The sequence below is a fragment of the Herbiconiux gentiana genome, from assembly GCF_024978135.1.
Lineage (GTDB): Bacteria > Actinomycetota > Actinomycetes > Actinomycetales > Microbacteriaceae > Herbiconiux > Herbiconiux gentiana.
In genome coordinates, this window is record NZ_JANTEZ010000002.1 from 697,316 (window position 1) to 712,506 (window position 15,191).

14 protein-coding genes are annotated in these 15,191 nt (G+C 71.7%); 5 read left to right on the top strand and 9 right to left on the bottom strand.

Translation table 11 applies throughout. From position 1 onward, the window contains the following. Nucleotides 1-34: 34 nt before the first annotated feature. From NVV95_RS06990 to NVV95_RS07000, 3 genes are read left to right on the top strand one after another with little or no spacing between them, the layout of a single operon-like run. Nucleotides 35-880 (top strand): DUF4097 family beta strand repeat-containing protein, encoded by an 846-nt coding sequence (locus NVV95_RS06990; RefSeq protein ID WP_259485817.1) that lies wholly within the window; start codon nt 35-37, stop codon nt 878-880. Next, nucleotides 877-1,851, top strand: coding sequence for an ATP-binding cassette domain-containing protein (locus NVV95_RS06995; RefSeq protein ID WP_259485818.1), 975 nt, complete (start codon nt 877-879; stop codon nt 1,849-1,851). Before NVV95_RS06990 ends, NVV95_RS06995 begins: the two co-directional genes overlap by 4 nt. Further along, nucleotides 1,848-2,699 (top strand): ABC transporter permease, encoded by an 852-nt coding sequence (locus NVV95_RS07000; protein WP_259485819.1) that lies wholly within the window; start codon nt 1,848-1,850, stop codon nt 2,697-2,699. The genes NVV95_RS06995 and NVV95_RS07000 overlap by 4 nt, the downstream gene beginning before the upstream one ends. 57 nt (nt 2,700-2,756) lie before the next feature. On the opposite strand, the gene NVV95_RS07005 is transcribed toward NVV95_RS07000, so the two are convergent. The 8 genes from NVV95_RS07005 to NVV95_RS07040 all read right to left on the bottom strand — a co-directional run bounded on the left by NVV95_RS07005 (nt 2,757) and on the right by NVV95_RS07040 (nt 11,090). Further along, nucleotides 2,757-3,245 (bottom strand): FBP domain-containing protein, encoded by a 489-nt coding sequence (locus NVV95_RS07005; protein WP_259485820.1) that lies wholly within the window; start codon nt 3,243-3,245, stop codon nt 2,757-2,759. A gap of 218 nt (nt 3,246-3,463) precedes the next feature. Continuing rightward, entirely contained in the window at nt 3,464-3,592 is a 129-nt protein-coding gene (locus NVV95_RS07010) for a hypothetical protein (protein ID WP_259485821.1), read from the bottom strand. Nucleotides 3,593-3,668: 76 nt separating this feature from the next. After that, nucleotides 3,669-5,810, bottom strand: coding sequence for a hypothetical protein (locus NVV95_RS07015; RefSeq protein ID WP_259485822.1), 2,142 nt, complete (start codon nt 5,808-5,810; stop codon nt 3,669-3,671). A 43-nt stretch (nt 5,811-5,853) separates the two neighbouring features. Next, on the bottom strand, nt 5,854-6,933 hold the full coding sequence (locus NVV95_RS07020; RefSeq protein WP_259485823.1) for a glycoside hydrolase family 130 protein: 1,080 nt from the start codon (nt 6,931-6,933) through the stop codon (nt 5,854-5,856). Next, complete coding sequence (locus NVV95_RS07025; RefSeq protein WP_259485824.1) at nt 6,930-7,763, bottom strand: carbohydrate ABC transporter permease; 834 nt, start codon at nt 7,761-7,763, stop codon at nt 6,930-6,932. Before NVV95_RS07025 ends, NVV95_RS07020 begins: the two co-directional genes overlap by 4 nt. After that, nucleotides 7,760-8,641, bottom strand: a complete 882-nt coding sequence (locus tag NVV95_RS07030) for a carbohydrate ABC transporter permease (RefSeq protein WP_259485825.1) — start codon at nt 8,639-8,641, stop codon at nt 7,760-7,762. The genes NVV95_RS07025 and NVV95_RS07030 overlap by 4 nt, the downstream gene beginning before the upstream one ends. Nucleotides 8,642-8,650: 9 nt before the next feature. Continuing rightward, a complete protein-coding gene (locus NVV95_RS07035; protein WP_310796053.1) occupies nt 8,651-9,967 on the bottom strand; it encodes an extracellular solute-binding protein in 1,317 nt (438 codons plus the stop codon). Nucleotides 9,968-10,025: 58 nt separating this feature from the next. Beyond that, nucleotides 10,026-11,090, bottom strand: coding sequence for a LacI family DNA-binding transcriptional regulator (locus NVV95_RS07040; protein WP_259485826.1), 1,065 nt, complete (start codon nt 11,088-11,090; stop codon nt 10,026-10,028). 208 nt (nt 11,091-11,298) lie between these two features. Between NVV95_RS07040 and NVV95_RS07045 the strand changes: the two genes are divergently transcribed. Then, complete coding sequence (locus NVV95_RS07045) at nt 11,299-12,573, top strand: LCP family protein (protein WP_259485827.1); 1,275 nt, start codon at nt 11,299-11,301, stop codon at nt 12,571-12,573. A gap of 123 nt (nt 12,574-12,696) precedes the next feature. Next, entirely contained in the window at nt 12,697-13,194 is a 498-nt protein-coding gene (locus NVV95_RS07050; protein ID WP_259485828.1) for a DUF4190 domain-containing protein, read from the top strand. A gap of 92 nt (nt 13,195-13,286) precedes the next feature. Here the strand turns inward: NVV95_RS07050 and NVV95_RS07055 are convergent. Then, a partial coding sequence (locus NVV95_RS07055) for a DUF2207 domain-containing protein (protein ID WP_259485829.1) occupies nt 13,287-15,191 on the bottom strand: 1,905 nt, incomplete at its 5' end.

Genomic DNA, 15,191 nt, shown 5'->3' on the forward strand with positions numbered 1-15,191 from the left:
ACCAACCCCCACACCCAGAAAGGGTCGCGCCAGCATGCCGTCCTTCGACACCCCCTCCCCCATCGATCTCGCGATCGACCTCCCCGTCGGCGCCATCGACGTCGTCGCCTCCGACCGCTCCGACACCGTCGTGACGGTCAGCCCCACCAACGCCGCGAAGGCCGTCGACCGGCGCGGTGCCGACGAGACGCGCGTCGACTTCGACGGCTCCCGTCTCACGATCACCGGCCCGAAACCGCGCCTCAGCTGGATCGGCCCCACCGAGTCGGTCGACCTCCGCATAGAGCTCCCCACCGGATCGCGGCTGACCGCCGAGATCGCGGTCGGCGGGGTGCGCAGCTCGGGCCGGCTCGGCGCGACGCGCATCAAGAGCTCCACCGGCTGGGTCGAGCTCGACGGCACCGGCGATCTCTGGGTGCGGGCCGGCCACGGCAACGTCACCGTCGCGGCCGCCGAGGGATCGGCGGAGATCACCGCCGACCACGGCCAGATCAGGCTCGGCTCGGTCGGCGGCGACGTCGTGCTGAAGGCCTCCCACGGCACCGTCACGATCGGCGAGTCGGCCGGTGACGTCGACGCGAAGCTCTCCTACGGCGATCTCGAGATCACCAGGGCGCTCGCCTCGGTGACCGGGCGCACGGCGTACGGCAGCGTCCACCTGCACGAGGTGTCGGGTGGCTCGATCCAGGTCGACAGCGGCTACGGCCAGCTCACGATCGGGGTGCGGCCGGGCGTCCCGGCCTGGCTAGACCTCTCCTCCAAGGAGGGCCATGTGCGCAACGAGCTCCAGGGCGACCACGCCCCGGCCGCCGGCGAGCAGACCGTCGCGGTGCGGGCGCGCACGCAGTTCGGCGACATCACGATCCGGCGGGCACGATGAACGCCGCGAACCCGGCCGGCGCCGCCACTGTCGCGCCCCGCGCACCCGCCGCCGCGATCGAGGTGCGCGGCCTCCGCAAGTCCTACGGCACCCGGCTCGTCCTCGACGACGTCGATCTCACCGTGGCCGCCGGCACCGTCACGGCGCTGCTCGGCCCGAACGGTGCGGGCAAGACGACGGCGGTGCACATCCTCTCGACCCTCGTGCGACCGGATGCCGGGTCCGTCGCGATCGCCGGCCACGACGTCGTGCGCGACACGGCCGCGGTGCGCGCATCCATCGGCCTCACCGGCCAGTTCTCGGCGGTCGACACGCTGCTCACGGGCGAGGAGAACCTGCTGCTGATGGGCCGCCTGCGCCACCTCGGCCGCCGCGCCGCGAAGGCCAGGGCGGCCGAGCTGCTCGAGCGCTTCGACCTGGTCGACGCCGCCCGCACACCGCTCGCCACCTACTCGGGCGGTATGCAGCGCCGGCTCGACCTCGCGATGACCCTCGTCGAACGCCCGGCCGTGATCGTGCTCGACGAGCCGACCACCGGTCTCGACCCGCGCAGTCGACGCACCCTCTGGGGCATCGTGCGCGAGCTCGTGGCCGAGGGCACGACTGTGCTGCTCACCACGCAGTACCTCGACGAGGCCGACGCGCTCGCCGACCGCATCGCGGTGCTCGACGGCGGCCGCATCGTCGCCGAGGGCACACCCGACGCGCTCAAGCGGCTGGTGCCGGGCGGGCACCTCCGGCTCAGCTTCGCGGATGCTCCCGCCTACGACTCGGCCGCGACACTGCTCCCCGACGCCACGCGCGACGACGCCTCCCTCGTGCTGACGGTCGCGACCGCCGGCGGCACGGGCACCCTCCGCACCGTGCTCGACCGCCTCGACGCGGCCGAGCTGCCCCTCGAGGACCTCAGCATCCACACCCCCGACCTCGACGACGTCTTCTTCGCACTCACGAAGGGATCAGCATCATGACCACCGCCATCGACCGCCCGGCATCACCCCGGGGCGGCGGCGCGGGCAGCAATGGCCCCCGCTCCCACGTGCTCGCCGACACGCTCACCATGCTCGACCGCACGATGCTGCACCTCGTGCGCTACCCCGGCCTGTCGGTCTTCACGATCGTCGGCCCCGTCGTGATCCTGCTGCTGTTCGTCTTCGTACTCGGCGGCACCCTCGGGGCCGGCCTCCCGGGCGTCGACCCCGCGGGCGGGCGAGCCGCCTACCTCGCCTACGTGCTGCCGGGCATCCTGGCGATCACCATCGCGGGCACCGCCGGTGGCACCGCCACCACCGTGTCGATGGACATGACCCAGGGCATCACCGCCCGCTTCCGCACCATGGCGATCGCGCGGGCGTCCGTTCTCGCGGGTCACGTGCTGGGCAACACGATCCAGGCGCTGATCGCCGTGGCGCTCGTTCTCGGCGTCGGGCTCGCGATCGGGTTCCGGCCGAGCGCCGGGCCGCTCGAGTGGCTCGCCACGGCCGGGATGCTCGCGCTCGTCGCGTTCGCGATCACCTGGCTCGGAGTCGCGATGGGCATGCAGGCGAAGTCGGTCGAGACGGCCAGCAACCTGCCGCTCGTGCTGACCTTCCTGCCACTCCTCGGCAGCGGCTTCGTGCCGGCCGACTCGATGCCCGACTGGCTGCAGGGCTTCGCGGCGTACCAGCCGTTCACCCCGATCATCGAGACCCTGCGTGGGCTGCTGCTCAGCACACCCCTCGGCTGGAGCCCGGCGCTGGCGGTCGGCTGGTGCCTCGTGCTCGCGGTCGGCGGCTACGTGTGGTCGCGCATCCTGTACGAGCGCCGCTCGGTGCGGTGACCGGCCGGGTGGCCAGGCGCCAATAGCGCCCCAGCCGGAGCGCCCGGCGCCGGCCCGTCAGGCGCTGTCGCGGATCGTGAGCGCGAACGCCCGCACGTGCGACCGCAGCGCCTCGATCCGCTTCAGCCGCGCCGCCTCGCGGTCGAAGCCGGGATAGGCGAGCGGCGGCAGCTTTCGCACGTTGCCCGAGCACTGGAACTCGTCGCAGACGAGCGCACCGACCGTGTCGCCGTTGCGACCGGCCCGCCCGCCGCGCTTGGCGCCGAAGAACACGACGTCGTTCGGCAGCGTGACGTCGTCGCACCACGAGCACTGCGGCCGGCTGCGGGTCGAGGCCTCGGCCTGGCGCAGCAGCACGCCGACGGGTGAGCCGTCGACGTCGGCGACGACGTAGCCGAGCTGGGGCTGCTTGCGGTCGCGCCAGCCGAGGTAGTCGAGGTCGGTCCAGCGCAGGGCGTCGAGGCCGGGCAGCACGATGCCGGCCCGCTCGCGCTGGGAGGTGTTGACGAAGGAGGCGCGCAGCTGCGCGTCGGTGAAGGGGGTCATGGTCATCCTGTTCCTGTCGCCCGGGCAGGTCGCCACAGGCTGATCTCGTTCAGGGCCCGGCCGGCAGCCGAACCCGGGCGGCACCGCGGTGCCGGGGGTGTTCTCGAGAGGGAACGGCTCTATCTGCCGCCGGCCGAACGGCCGACGACCTCCTGCCGGCGCGAGGCCGTGAGGGCTGCCCGTGAGGGGCCCGAGACGAGCGGATGCACGCCAGAAGTCTACGCCCGTCGCCCACCCGCGCTGCCGGGACGCACGGGAACGCGACGGTAGCCGTCTCGCAGCATCACGATCACGGTCGAGACGACGGCGACGACGGCCAGGACGAGGAGAACCAGGAAGAATACCATGGCAGTAACGGTACGGAAGGGGTGATCCCGCCACGAGTGGCAGCACTGCCCCCTTCCGTACAATTACTGCCAGAGGTCAGCCCGCCGGCAGCGCCAGGGCGAACCCGGCGGCCGGCAGCCGCACCGCGGCGGGCCCGTCGATCGACAGGGTGTCGACCAGCGCACCGCCGGCGTCGTAGACGCTCAGCGTCTGAGCGACACCGGTGGAGCCGACCACCGCGTCCTGAGCCGAGGAGAGCGAGTTCTGCACGAGCGACGCCGATCCGCCCGAGCCCGACGCGCGGAGGCTCGACACCGTCGGCCGCACCAGCAGCGCGTCGACCTTCGTCGAACCGCCGATCCCGCGCACGGTCAGCGCCGAGGTGCCGGCCGGCACGAACCGGTCGAGCGCCACCGGCAGCAGCGCTCCCGGCACCGCGGTGATGCCCTGCGGCCCCACCTCGGCCTTCACCGTGCCGAGCGGCTTGTTCCCCGCCTTCCACTGCGACTTCGGCGTGGCCTCGATGCCGCCCTTCTCGACCTGCCAGAGCACCGGCTCGACGATCCGCGCCCCCGCCGCCGCGGGCAGGGACAGCGTGGCGGTCTGCCCCTTCGCCACCTCGAGGTACGAGCCGCTCCACGACGACTCCCCCGTCCAGCTCGACTCCGGCGTCACGACGGTGCCACCCGCGCCACCGGCACCCGTGCCGCCCGACACAGCCGTCTCGGCCTCGACCACGGTGAGGCCGTCGCGGGCATCGAGCGTGGTGAGCGAGGTCGCCAGCGCGGCCACGTCGGGATGCGCATCCAGCGCCAGCATCGACAGCAGCCCGTGGATGGTCGACTCGGCGCCCGAGTTGCGGTTGATCGACCCGTCGGGCTGGATGCCGTCGTAAGTCACCCCGGTCGCCGGGTCGTACATCGGCGACGCCGCCGGGTTCAGCCCGAAGAACCAGGCCGCCTGTACACCCGCGAGATCGGCGAGCCCGGGCAGTCCCGCCGCGTCGGCCGTCGCGAGCAGGTTCTGCACCCGCGAGTCGGCGCCGTAGGCGATCTGCACCCGCTCGGTGGGCGAGGGGTACCAGCCGTTGTCGGGCCCGCCCGCCGTCAGCAGCGTCGGCGCGAACTGCGCGCTCTCGACGATCGCGGGCGCCCGCAGCTGCTCGTCGTCGAGGGCGACGGATGCTCGCGCCAGCGCTCCCGCCATCTGCGACGACCACGCGTGCCACATCGAACGCGACTCCGCCCACGGCAGCGCCGCCCCGTAGGGCCACGCCTGCGCGGCGTCCCCGCTCGAACCGGCCCCGCCGGAGCCGCGCGCCGCCTCCCCCGTCGCGCCCGCGGTCGTGCCGGCGTACGCGGCCACGCCCTCGGCCAGCTTCACCGTGCTGTCGCGCACAGCGGTGTCGTCGGGAGCGGCCTCGACATAGGCCGAGAGACCGAGCAGTGCCTCGGCCGTCGCATCCGCCCCGTTGACGATCAGCCAGGCCGGAACCTCGACGCCGTCGGCCTGCTCGTACTCGCCGTAGCGGTCGAGCACCTCGCGGTCGACCGCGGCGACGCCGAGCTGCAGGCGCTGCTGCAGGAAGGCGGCGAACGCCGGATCGCTGTCGCGGAACGCCGCGTAGCCCTCGCCGAGGGCCCAGAGCGAGCGGGCCAGCCAGTAGCTCTCGGCCGAGTCGCTCGGGTCGGGCAGTTCCACGGGCTCGGCGCTCGGGTTGAGCTCGCCGTCGGGCTGCATCCAGAGCACGACGTTGCCGGCGTCGGCCCCGGTGGTGGTCTGGAAGTAGGCGAGCGCCCGCAGCACCTCGTAGGCCTTCTCGCGGCTGGCCTCGTCGCCCGTCTGCTGCCAGTGCCGCAGGTAGACCACGGCGGCCCGGGAGACGTCGTCGCTGTTGAAGGCGCCCTGGCCGTAGTCGCCCGTGGCGGGGTCGAGCGGCCCGCCGCCCACGCGCTCGAAGGTGCCGCCGTCGCGGGCGTCGGCGTAGGTCCAGGGCAGGGTGAGCGTGGGGTCGGCGTCGAGCCGGTAGCTCGTGTGCCCCTCGACCGCCGCCGGGCTCACCTCGTCGAGCAGGAAGTCGAGGTGCGCCGTGTTCGTCAGCGCCGTCGGGCTCCCACCCGGGGCGCTCGGCACGGCGGTCGCGCCCCACGCCGGGGCCGCAGCGGCCGCACCCCCCGCCACCAGCGTCAGGGCCGCCAGCGCGGCGACCGTCCGTCTCGTCGTCAGCGTGCTCGTCATCGAATGCGCCTTCCAGTAGTGGGGGTGGGGGGGGTGGGCCGGCCTAGGTGTGCAGCAGCCGGGCGACGCCGATCTTCGAGTCGGCCATGCCGTAGAACACGAAGTGCTGCCCGTCGATCTCCTCGATCGCGGTCGGGAAGACGACGTTCGGCACGATGCCGCTGCGCTCCTCCTCGGTCTCGGGTGCGAGCAGCGGCTCGGCCGTGCGGGCGATCACCCTCGAGGGGTCGTCGCCGTCGAGCAGGATGGCGCCGGCCGCGTAGTTCACCTTCTGCTGCTGCGCGAAGGCGTTGTCGATCACGCCGGTGACGCCGTGGTGGATGAGCAGCCAGCCCTCGGGCACCCGGAGGGGTGCCGGCCCGCCGCCGATCTTGACCTCCTCGAACGGGAACTCGGGGCCCGCGAGGAAGCGGTGGCGCGTCCAGCGAGTGAGTTCGGCGAGGTCGCGCTCGACGGCGGCGACGGGCACGTAGCTGATCCAGATGCTCTGCCGGGCATCCGTCACCCCCGCCGGAAGGCGCACACCCTCGCCGGGGCGCGTCTCGCCGAGGTCCCACATCGGCCGGTGCAGCACCGCGAACGACGGCGTGCCGTCGGGTGCCGTGACGGGTTCGGGGAAGAACACCGTGTCCTTGTTGTGGAACAGCCCGAGGTCGATGTCGAGTGCGTCGTCGTAGGCGAAGGTCACGGGCCCGAGACGTCGCCACTCGCGAAGGTCCTCCGACACGGCGAGCGCCGTGCGCGGGCCGAGCGGACCGTAGGCGACGTAGGTCATGACGTGCAGGCCGAGCGCCTCGATGAAGGTGACCCGCGGGTCCTCGGTGCCGGCGTTGTGGGCGCCCTGCTCGAATCCGCGGTCGGGGGCGAGCACCACCCCCTCGCGCTCGACGCCGACGGGCACGCCGTCGTCGGACAGCACGACCCGGGCGAGGCCGACGCGGGAGACGTTGCCGGTCGCGACGAGTCGCGGCAGCAGGTAGAGGGTGCCGTCGGGCGCGCGCCCCGAGGCCGGGTTCAGCACCCCCTCGGCCTCCAGCTCGTTGCCGGGCTCCGGCTCCATCACGATGCCGGCGCGCTCGAGGCGGTAGGGCACGGTGGTCGATGTGGTGGTGGGCATGGTCATCCTTTCACTCCCGATCCGAGGTCGTTCGACACGAAGTAGCGCTGGAACACGATGAACAGCGCGACCACCGGGGCCGCGAGCACCACCGCGCCGGCGAGGATCGCGCCGAAGGGGTTGTCGGTCGACGCTGCGACCGTGGAGATGTAGTTGGCGAGCGACACGGCGAGCGGCTGCAGCGACGCGTCCTTGGTGATGAGGAACGGCCAGAGGAACTCGTTCCAGGGGCCGATGAAGGTGAGCAGCACCGCCGTGACGAGCGCCGGCCGCACGAGCGGCAGCGCCACGCTCCAGAGCAGGCGCAGCTCGCCGGCCCCGTCGATGCGGGCCGCCTCGAACAGCTCCTTCGGCAGCTGCAGGAAGTACTGCCGGAAGATGATCACCGCGGTGGAGTTGATGGCGAACGGCAGGATCATGCCGAGGTGCGTGTCGGCGAGACCGTAGTCGCGGGCGATCAGCACGTACAGCGGGATCTGCAGCAGCTGGAACGGGATGACCTGCACCAGCAGCACGAGCGCGAACGTCGCCTTGCGACCCCGCCACTCCAGCATCGCGAGGGCGTAGCCGACGAGCAGACCGAACACCACGGTGCACAGCAGCACCCCGCCGGTGAAGATGCCCGAGTTGACCAGTCCGCTGACGAGGTCGATGCGCTCGTTGACGTTCACGAAGTTGTCGAACGAGAGGTTCGAGGGGTTCGGGAACGCCCCGGCGAGCGTCGGGTCGGGCTTGGTCTGCAGCGCCCCGACCACCATGTAGTAGAAGGGGAACAGGAACACCACGGCGCCGAGCGCGAGCACGACCCCGCGCAGCACGGTCTGGAAGCGGCTCATGACTCCCTCTCCCCGACGAAGCGGTTCTGGATGAACGCGATCACGAGCACCCCGAGCACCAGCACGATGCCGATGGCCGACGCCACGTCGGGCTGGCCCTGCTGGATGCCCAGCTGGTACATCATCAGCACCGGCGACGCCGAGGCGCCGTTCGGCCCCCCACCCGCGGTGAGCAGGTAGGGCTCGGTGAACAGGTTGGCGCCGGTGACGGTGGAGATCAGCAGTACGAGCAGCGTGGCCGGCCGCACTCCCGGCACGGTGACCGCGAAGAACTGGCGGATCTTCCCTCCCCCGTCCATCTCGGCCGACTCGTAGAGCTCCTTCGGCACGTTCTGCAGCGCGGCGAGGTACAGCAGGATGTAGAACCCCAGCTGCTTCCACGTCACGTACAGGGCGATGATCGGCATCGCCAGCTTGTCGTTGATCAGCCACGACGGGTCGGGCGCGAGCGGCCCGAGCAGGCTGTTCACCAGCCCGTTGCCGTTGAACAGGAACAGCCACACCGCCACCACCGCGACACTCGCCGTGACGTAGGGCACGTAGTAGCTGACCCGCAGGAAGGTGCGGGCGTGCACCACGCGGTTCAGCGCCGTCGCGAGCAGCAGCGCCAGCACCACGGTGAGCGGCACGTTGATGATCAGGAAGATGCCGACGTTGCCGAACGAGCGGATGACCGCGGGGTTCGAGAAGGCGGCGACGTAGTTGTCCAGTCCGACGAAGGGGCGGGCCGGTTCCGCGCCGGGGGCGGCGAAGAAGAAGTCGTGGAAGGAGATCCACACCGCGTAGACGATGGGGAACGCGAACACGACCATCACGAACGCCAGGTACGGCGAACTGAACAGCAGGCCGAGCGGCTGCCGGCCGAGGATGCGCTTCATCAGCGCCTCCTACGGCTGGCTGGCGAGGGTGTCGATGCTCGCTGCCGCGTCGTCGAGCGCCGTCTTCACGTCGCCCTCGCCGAAGATGACCGACTTGCTCCAGGCGTCGCGGAAGGTCTGCATCATCTGCACCGTGTTGGGGCCGGACGGCACCTCGACGGTGCGGCTGGCCTGGTCGCCGAAGGCCACGTAGGCCGGGTTGGCGGCGAAGTAGTCGGCGTAGACGGTCGGCAGGTCCTGACGCAGCGGCATCTGGCCGGTGGCCTCGAGGAACTGGCCGTCCTGCTCCTGGCTTGTCGCGAACTTCAGCACCTCCCATGCGGTGCCCTTGTTCTCGCAGGCGGAGAACAGGCCGATGTTCTTCGCATCGCTGAAGGTCCAGGTCTTGTCGGCGGGGGTTCCGTCGGGCGTCGGCACGGGCACCGAACCGAAGTTCACGCCGTCGTAGACCGAGATCGCCCACGGGCCCACGATGGCCATGGCCGACTGCGCGTCGGCGAAGGAGTCGCCCTGGTACTGCTCCTGGCCCGAGAGGCCCTGGGCGTAGAGCTCGCGCCAGAAGTCGGCCACCTCGTAGCCTGCATCGTCGGCGAAGGTGGCCTTGCCGTCCTCGACGAGCTGGGCGCCCTCGGTCGCGGCCGCGTAGAGCGGGTAGAAGTCGAACTGCATCTGGAAGAACTCGCTCGTGGGGGCCGGCTGGATCGCGTACGGGGCGACCCCCGCATCCACCAGCTTCTTCGAGGTCGCCAGGAAGTCGTCGTAGGTCGACAGCGGCGGGTTCTCGGCGTCGATGCCGGCCTTCGCGAACAGGTCCTTGTTGTAGAAGATCACCACCGGGTTCGACTTCCAGGGGAATTGGAAGTAGTCTCCGTCGGCGTTCTGGTACTGCTTCGCGAGGTCGCCCGAGCGCTCCTCGATGTAGGAGGCGCCGTCGGGGAAGTCGGACAGATTCACCAGCCCGCCCTGCTTCTCGAACTGGCCGACCGCGCTCGGCGCGGTGTTCAGCACGAGGCAGGGGGCGTTGCCCGCGGTGATGGCGGCGCCGATGACCTCTTCGCTCGACTTGCCGGCGGGGATCTCCTGGGCGGTGACCTCCTCGTCGGGATGCTCGGCGTTCCAGGCCTCGACCATCTGCTTGCCCCAGCCCACCTCGGCCTCGTTGTTGGAGTACCAGATGGTGATCGGGCCGGTCGCGGTCAGGTCGTCGGAGGCCGCACCGCCTCCGCCGCCCGAACAGGCGGTGAGGGCGAGACCGGCCGCCACGGTGGCGGCGAGGGCGATGGTGCGGCGAGGGGTGATCCTCCTCGACACTGAGGGGTTGTTCACGATGTGCTCCTTTCGTGGCGGCGTCGTCGCCGCTGTTCGGTGAGCCCGGGAGGGCGGTTCAGGGGGTCGGCGCGGGGCCGGTGGAGGCACGCGTGACGAGCCGTGCCGGAGGCAGCTCGACGTCGTCGGACGCACCCGTGGCGATGAGCTGCAGCAGGGTCCGCGCCGCCTGCTCGCCCCAGACGAGCGGGTCGGAGCGCACCGAGGTGACGGAGGGGAAGACGTAGCGGGCGAGCTCGGAGTCGTCGAAGCCGGCGACGGACAGCTCGCGGGGCACCTGCAGCCCGCGCTCGTGCGCGATGCCGATGCCGGCGATGGCCATCGGGTCGTTGCCGAACACGATGGCGGTGGGCGGCTCGGCGAGGTCGAGCAGACGGCCGGTGGCGGCCGCGCCCTCGGCCGCGGTGAAGTCGGTCTCGACGACGATCGGTGCCGGGCAGCCGGCCTCGGCGAGCGCACCGGCGAAGGCCGCGTCACGGCGCGTCGCGTGCATCATGCGGCGGGGGCCGATCACGTGGGCGATGCGGCGATGGCCGAGCCCGGCCAGGTGGTGGGCCAGCTCGACGACGCCCGCGGTGTCGTCGAGCACGACCGAGGGGTACGGATGCGCGGTGCGGCCGGCATCGTCGGCCGACGCCCGGGCGGCGTGCCGTGCATCCGGATCACCCAGCGTGACGGCCGGCATGCCGAGCGACTGCAGCAGCGGGATGCGGGGGTCGTCGTGCCGGAGGTCGGTGAGGAACATGCCGTCGACGCGGGCGTCGGAGGCGAAGGTGCGGTAGACCGTCTGCTCGTGCGCGTCGTCGCCCACCACGCTGAGCACGAGGGCGCGCCCTTCGGCGGAGAGCACGCGCTCCACACCCGCGATGAACGAGGGGAAGAAGGGGTCGGCGCCGAGGATCTCGGGGTCGCGGGCGATGACGAGCCCGAGGGCGTACGAGGTGCGGGTCGAGAGCGAGCGGGCGCTGAGGCTCGGCCGGTAGTCGAGCTCGCGGGCGACGTCGAGGATGCGGTCGCGCGTGTCGGGCGAGACGCCGGGACGGTCGTTGAGGGCGAACGAGACGAGGCCCTTGCTGACGCCGGCCGCTCGCGCGACGTCGGTGATCGTGGTCTTGCGCCCCATCTTGCCCACCTCCTCGTGGTCGTCGTCTCGCGGCTTGAACCGGTTTAGGAGCCAAACTATACCGGTTTAGTCGTCCCCCGCAAGGGGGGCACGGCGTGGTGAGGGTGGACGACACGGTTCGCGGAGGCTGTGAGAATCCCCGAAGTCGTGATAGGGGCGTCGGTTACGATCATGTGCTGACCCCCGCCCCACACCGAAGGACAGCCGCGTGAACGAGACCTCCCGACGCCCCCGGCGCCTGAGCTCAGGCCCCGTGCGGCACGGCCGACTGGTCACGTCGTCCCCCGTCGCCACCGCCCTCAAGGGGCTCGCAGTGGTCGCCGCCGTGGCCCTCGTGAGCGTCGGCACGATCACCGCCTACGCCGTCAGCAGCGTCACCTCGCAGTTCAGCGCGAACGCCGTCGACATCAACAACGGCGAGGCGGCCCCGGCGGCACCGCCGCTGCTCTCGGCCTTCGAGGGCGGGTTCAACATGCTCGTCATCGGCACCGACAACGACCCGAACCAGGGCGACAGCTTCGGTGAGCGAGACGCGACGCTGAACGACGTGAACATCCTGCTGCACGTCTCGGCCGACCACCAGAACGCCGTGGTGGTGAGCCTGCCCCGCGACCTCGTGATCTCGCACCCCGACTGCCAGGACCCGGAGACGGGCGAGACCTACGACGCCATGAGCGCCCAGCCGCTGAACGACGCGTACGCGCGCGGCGGCATCGCCTGCGTCGTCAACACGGTCTCGACCCTCACGGGGCTCTCGATCCAGTACGCCGCCGCGACCTCGTTCGACGGCGTGATCGAGATGACGAACGCGGTCGGCGGCGTCCCCGTCTGCCTCACGGCCCCCATCTTCGACGCCGACTCCGGGCTCGACCTGCCCGCGGGCACCAGCGTCATCGAGGGCCAGATGGCGCTCGCGTTCCTGCGCAACCGGCACGGCGTGGGCGACGGCAGCGACCTGTCGCGCATCGGCTCGCAGCAGCAGTACCTCTCGTCGCTCATGCGCACCATGAAGAGCGCCGACACGCTCAGCGACCTCGGCAAGCTCTACGGGCTCGCCCAGGCTGCCGCCTCGAACATCAAGCCGTCGCAGTCGCTCGCGAGCCCCGACGCCATGGTCTCGCTGGCGCTGACGCTGAAGGACGTCGATCTGAACAACATCGTCTTCGTGCAGTACCCCACGGTCGAAGACCCCGACGACCCGAACAAGGTCGTGCCGGCCGAGTACCTCGCCGACGCCATGTTCGCCAAGATCACGGCCGACCAGCCGTTCACCCTCGGCGCCGACTCGGCCTCGACGGGATCGACGGTCGTCGCGGATCCGGCCGCGACCCCCGCGGCGCCGGCGCCCGATGCCACGGCGGCGCCCGACGGGTCGACGGCGGCGCCCACCACCGCGCCCGTCGAGGCGGCGCCCGAGGTGATCGAGGGGCTCAAGGGTCAGACGGCGGCGCAGCAGACCTGCGCGAACCCGAACGACAACTGAGGGCGGCCGGGGGCGGCGCGGCCCCCGGGTGCGATGGCGGCTGCCTCGATCTCAGACCCGGGTACCACCGCGATGAGCCCGTGGTCTGATGAGCGGATGCGCGTCGCTGCGTAGCGTCGAAGCATGACGACTTCGACCCCCTCCACCGACCAGACCACCACCGGCCCCGCCGCCTCGACCGCCGCCTCCGCGGACCAGACCACCGCGACGGACCAGACCACAGCGGTCATCCCGCGTGACGAGGTGGACACCACGGGTGCCCGCCCCGCCGGCGGCACGCCCGGGTACGGTACCCCCGGGTACGGCGCGCCCGCCTTCCCCGGCCAGCCCGTCGCGGCCCAACCGGCATCCGTTCTGCCCGCCCAGCCGCGCACGAACGTGCTCGGCATCATCACCCTCGTGCTCGGTGTGCTCGGCTTCGGGCTCGTGCCGGTGATCACCGGCCAGATCGCCCTGAACCAGATCAAGCGCACCGGGGAGGACGGCCGCGGGCTGACGCTCGCCGGCCTCATCCTGGGCTACGTGACCCTGGCCGGCTGGCTGATCGTGGCCTTCTTCTGGGTCGCGGTCGCCGGGCTGGCCGTGATCGGCGCGGCCGCCGGATCGGGCTACGGCTACTAGCCCCCACGGCCGGCGGCCCTGCGACTGGCGGCCCTGCGGCTGACGGCCGTGGGCTACCGGCCCCACAGACCGGGGCGGGGGGCTGAGTCGGGTCAGACTCCCCCGCCCCCACCTCCGCCGCCTCCGCCGCCCGAGGAACCGCCCCCGCCCGAGAACCCGCTCGAGCTGCTCGACGAGCTGCCCGAGTAGGCGGAGGCCGTCGTGGAGCTGAGCGACGACATGCTCGACGCGAACAGGGCCGCGTTGAAGCCGCTCGAACCCCCGTACCACTCGGGCTGGCTGCCCAGGCTCTCGTAGTAGGTGCCGAGCACCTTCGCCCATTCGGTCTCGAGGTTCAGCAGCACCGCGTAGGGCAGCAGCTTCTCGTAGAGCTTCACCACCTGCCCCCAGTCGGGCGCGTCGACTCCGGTGCGCAGGGCACCCTCGGGGCTCTGCAGCACCCGGAACCGGTCCTCCTCGGCCCACCTGACGTACATCTCGATGCCCGCGACGTAGTCGCGGAGCTCGGCACCCTTCTGCGTCAACGGCGTGCGGAACGCGATGATGCCGGTGAAGATCACCAGCACGATCAGCAGGGGGATGAACAGGAACGGCAGCCCACCCCCCAGGCCCGCCTCGCCGGTGAGCACCCCGGCCACGAGGCCGACCACTGCGAGCACGATGGCCGCGATCAGCAGCAGCGAGCCGATGCCGGTGACGCTGCGGCCGAGATAGCCCTCGGTCTTGGCGCGCTTGCGGGTCTGCTGCAGCACGGCGTAGATCGACTTCGCCAGTTCGGAGTCGCGCTTTTTCAGTTCGCGCCAACTGCCGGGGGCGAGCTGCGGGCCGAACAGCGCCGACGCGAGCTCACGCTCGTGCGGGTTCAGGCCGTCGGCCGAGCGCAGCTGCAGCCAGTACTGCGTCGACCGGCCGAACAGCCCGGGCTCGCTCTGCTCGACGATCTGCAGCACGTGCCGCACGGCGTAGTCGACGAACGAGGCGGCCGCGGCGCGGGTGGTGCGCTTCGTCACGACCGAGGCGATCAGCAGGTCCTCGCCCCGGGGCGGGGTGTACTCCGGCACGATCACCGGGCGGCCGGGCGTGTCGCGCAGGCGGGTGAGCCGGTAGACGAGCGCGGTGACCGCCGTGGCGACCGCGAGCAGCACCGCGATGAGCTGCAGCCAGCCCGAGGGAGCCGAGAGGTAGCCGGTCTCGCGCTCGGTGAAGGTGTGCGGGGCGAAGGCGATGCCGATGGTGACGTTGTCGCCGGCCGCCAGGTTCTGGTTGTCGGTGGTGAAGACGGCGGCGCCGTCGGCCTGCGACTCCACGATCTCGCAGGGGGTGCTCGACCCCTCCTCGCCCACGAAGCAGGCGGTGTCGCCGGTGAGGGCGTCGACGAGCTCGGGGGCGATCACGGTCGTGGTGCGGTGCTCGGCGAAGGGCTGCTTCCAGAGGGTGCCGTTGGTGTCCCAGTAGAACTCGTCGTCGTCGGTGTCGGGGAAGTAGGCCGTGACGTCGCGCTGGGTGTAGGTGAGCACGTAGGTCTGCTCGCCGTGCACGTAGTCGTCGCCCGCGATCGTGATCACGAGGTTCTCGTCGTCGGTCTCGGTCTCGTACTCGCGCGGGGTTCCGTCGGCATCGGTGACCGAGAGCAGCTCGAGGTCGGTGGGGTGGCCCTTGTAGACCCGCGGGATCGCGCGCTGGATGCCGCGGTTCTGGTCGGTCTCGGGAAAGCGCGCCACGAAGGTCTCGGTGGTGCGGAGGGTGGAGTGGCCGGTGTCGTCCTGGGCGAGCTCGTAGGTGGCGTCGAAGGAGTCGAAGGTGAAGTCGTTGACGCCGCGGGGCACGGCGGCGAGCGGGGCGGGGGCCTCGGGCGCGGCGAGCAGGGCGGATGCCGCGACTGCGGCGGGGAGCTCGGCCGCGAGCGCGGGCTCCGCCGCGAGGGCGGGCTCGGCCGCGAGGGCGGGCTCGGCCGCGAGCGCGGGCTCGGCCGCGAGCGCGGGGGTGGCCAAGTCGGA

Excerpts from the sequence above, each read along its gene's own strand:
- NVV95_RS06995 (WP_259485818.1), top strand. The coding sequence starts at position 877 with ATGAACGCCGCGAACCCGGCCGGCGCCGCCACTGTCGCGCCCCGCGCA.
- NVV95_RS07040 (WP_259485826.1), bottom strand. The coding sequence starts at position 11,090 with ATGGGGCGCAAGACCACGATCACCGACGTCGCGCGAGCGGCCGGCGTC.
- NVV95_RS07030 (WP_259485825.1), bottom strand. The coding sequence starts at position 8,641 with ATGAAGCGCATCCTCGGCCGGCAGCCGCTCGGCCTGCTGTTCAGTTCG.
- NVV95_RS07050 (WP_259485828.1), top strand. The coding sequence starts at position 12,697 with ATGACGACTTCGACCCCCTCCACCGACCAGACCACCACCGGCCCCGCC.
- NVV95_RS07015 (WP_259485822.1), bottom strand. The coding sequence starts at position 5,810 with ATGACGAGCACGCTGACGACGAGACGGACGGTCGCCGCGCTGGCGGCC.
- NVV95_RS07010 (WP_259485821.1), bottom strand. The coding sequence starts at position 3,592 with ATGGTATTCTTCCTGGTTCTCCTCGTCCTGGCCGTCGTCGCCGTCGTC.
- NVV95_RS07000 (WP_259485819.1), top strand. The coding sequence starts at position 1,848 with ATGACCACCGCCATCGACCGCCCGGCATCACCCCGGGGCGGCGGCGCG.
- NVV95_RS06990 (WP_259485817.1), top strand. The coding sequence starts at position 35 with ATGCCGTCCTTCGACACCCCCTCCCCCATCGATCTCGCGATCGACCTC.
- NVV95_RS07020 (WP_259485823.1), bottom strand. The coding sequence starts at position 6,933 with ATGACCATGCCCACCACCACATCGACCACCGTGCCCTACCGCCTCGAG.
- NVV95_RS07005 (WP_259485820.1), bottom strand. The coding sequence starts at position 3,245 with ATGACCCCCTTCACCGACGCGCAGCTGCGCGCCTCCTTCGTCAACACC.
- NVV95_RS07025 (WP_259485824.1), bottom strand. The coding sequence starts at position 7,763 with ATGAGCCGCTTCCAGACCGTGCTGCGCGGGGTCGTGCTCGCGCTCGGC.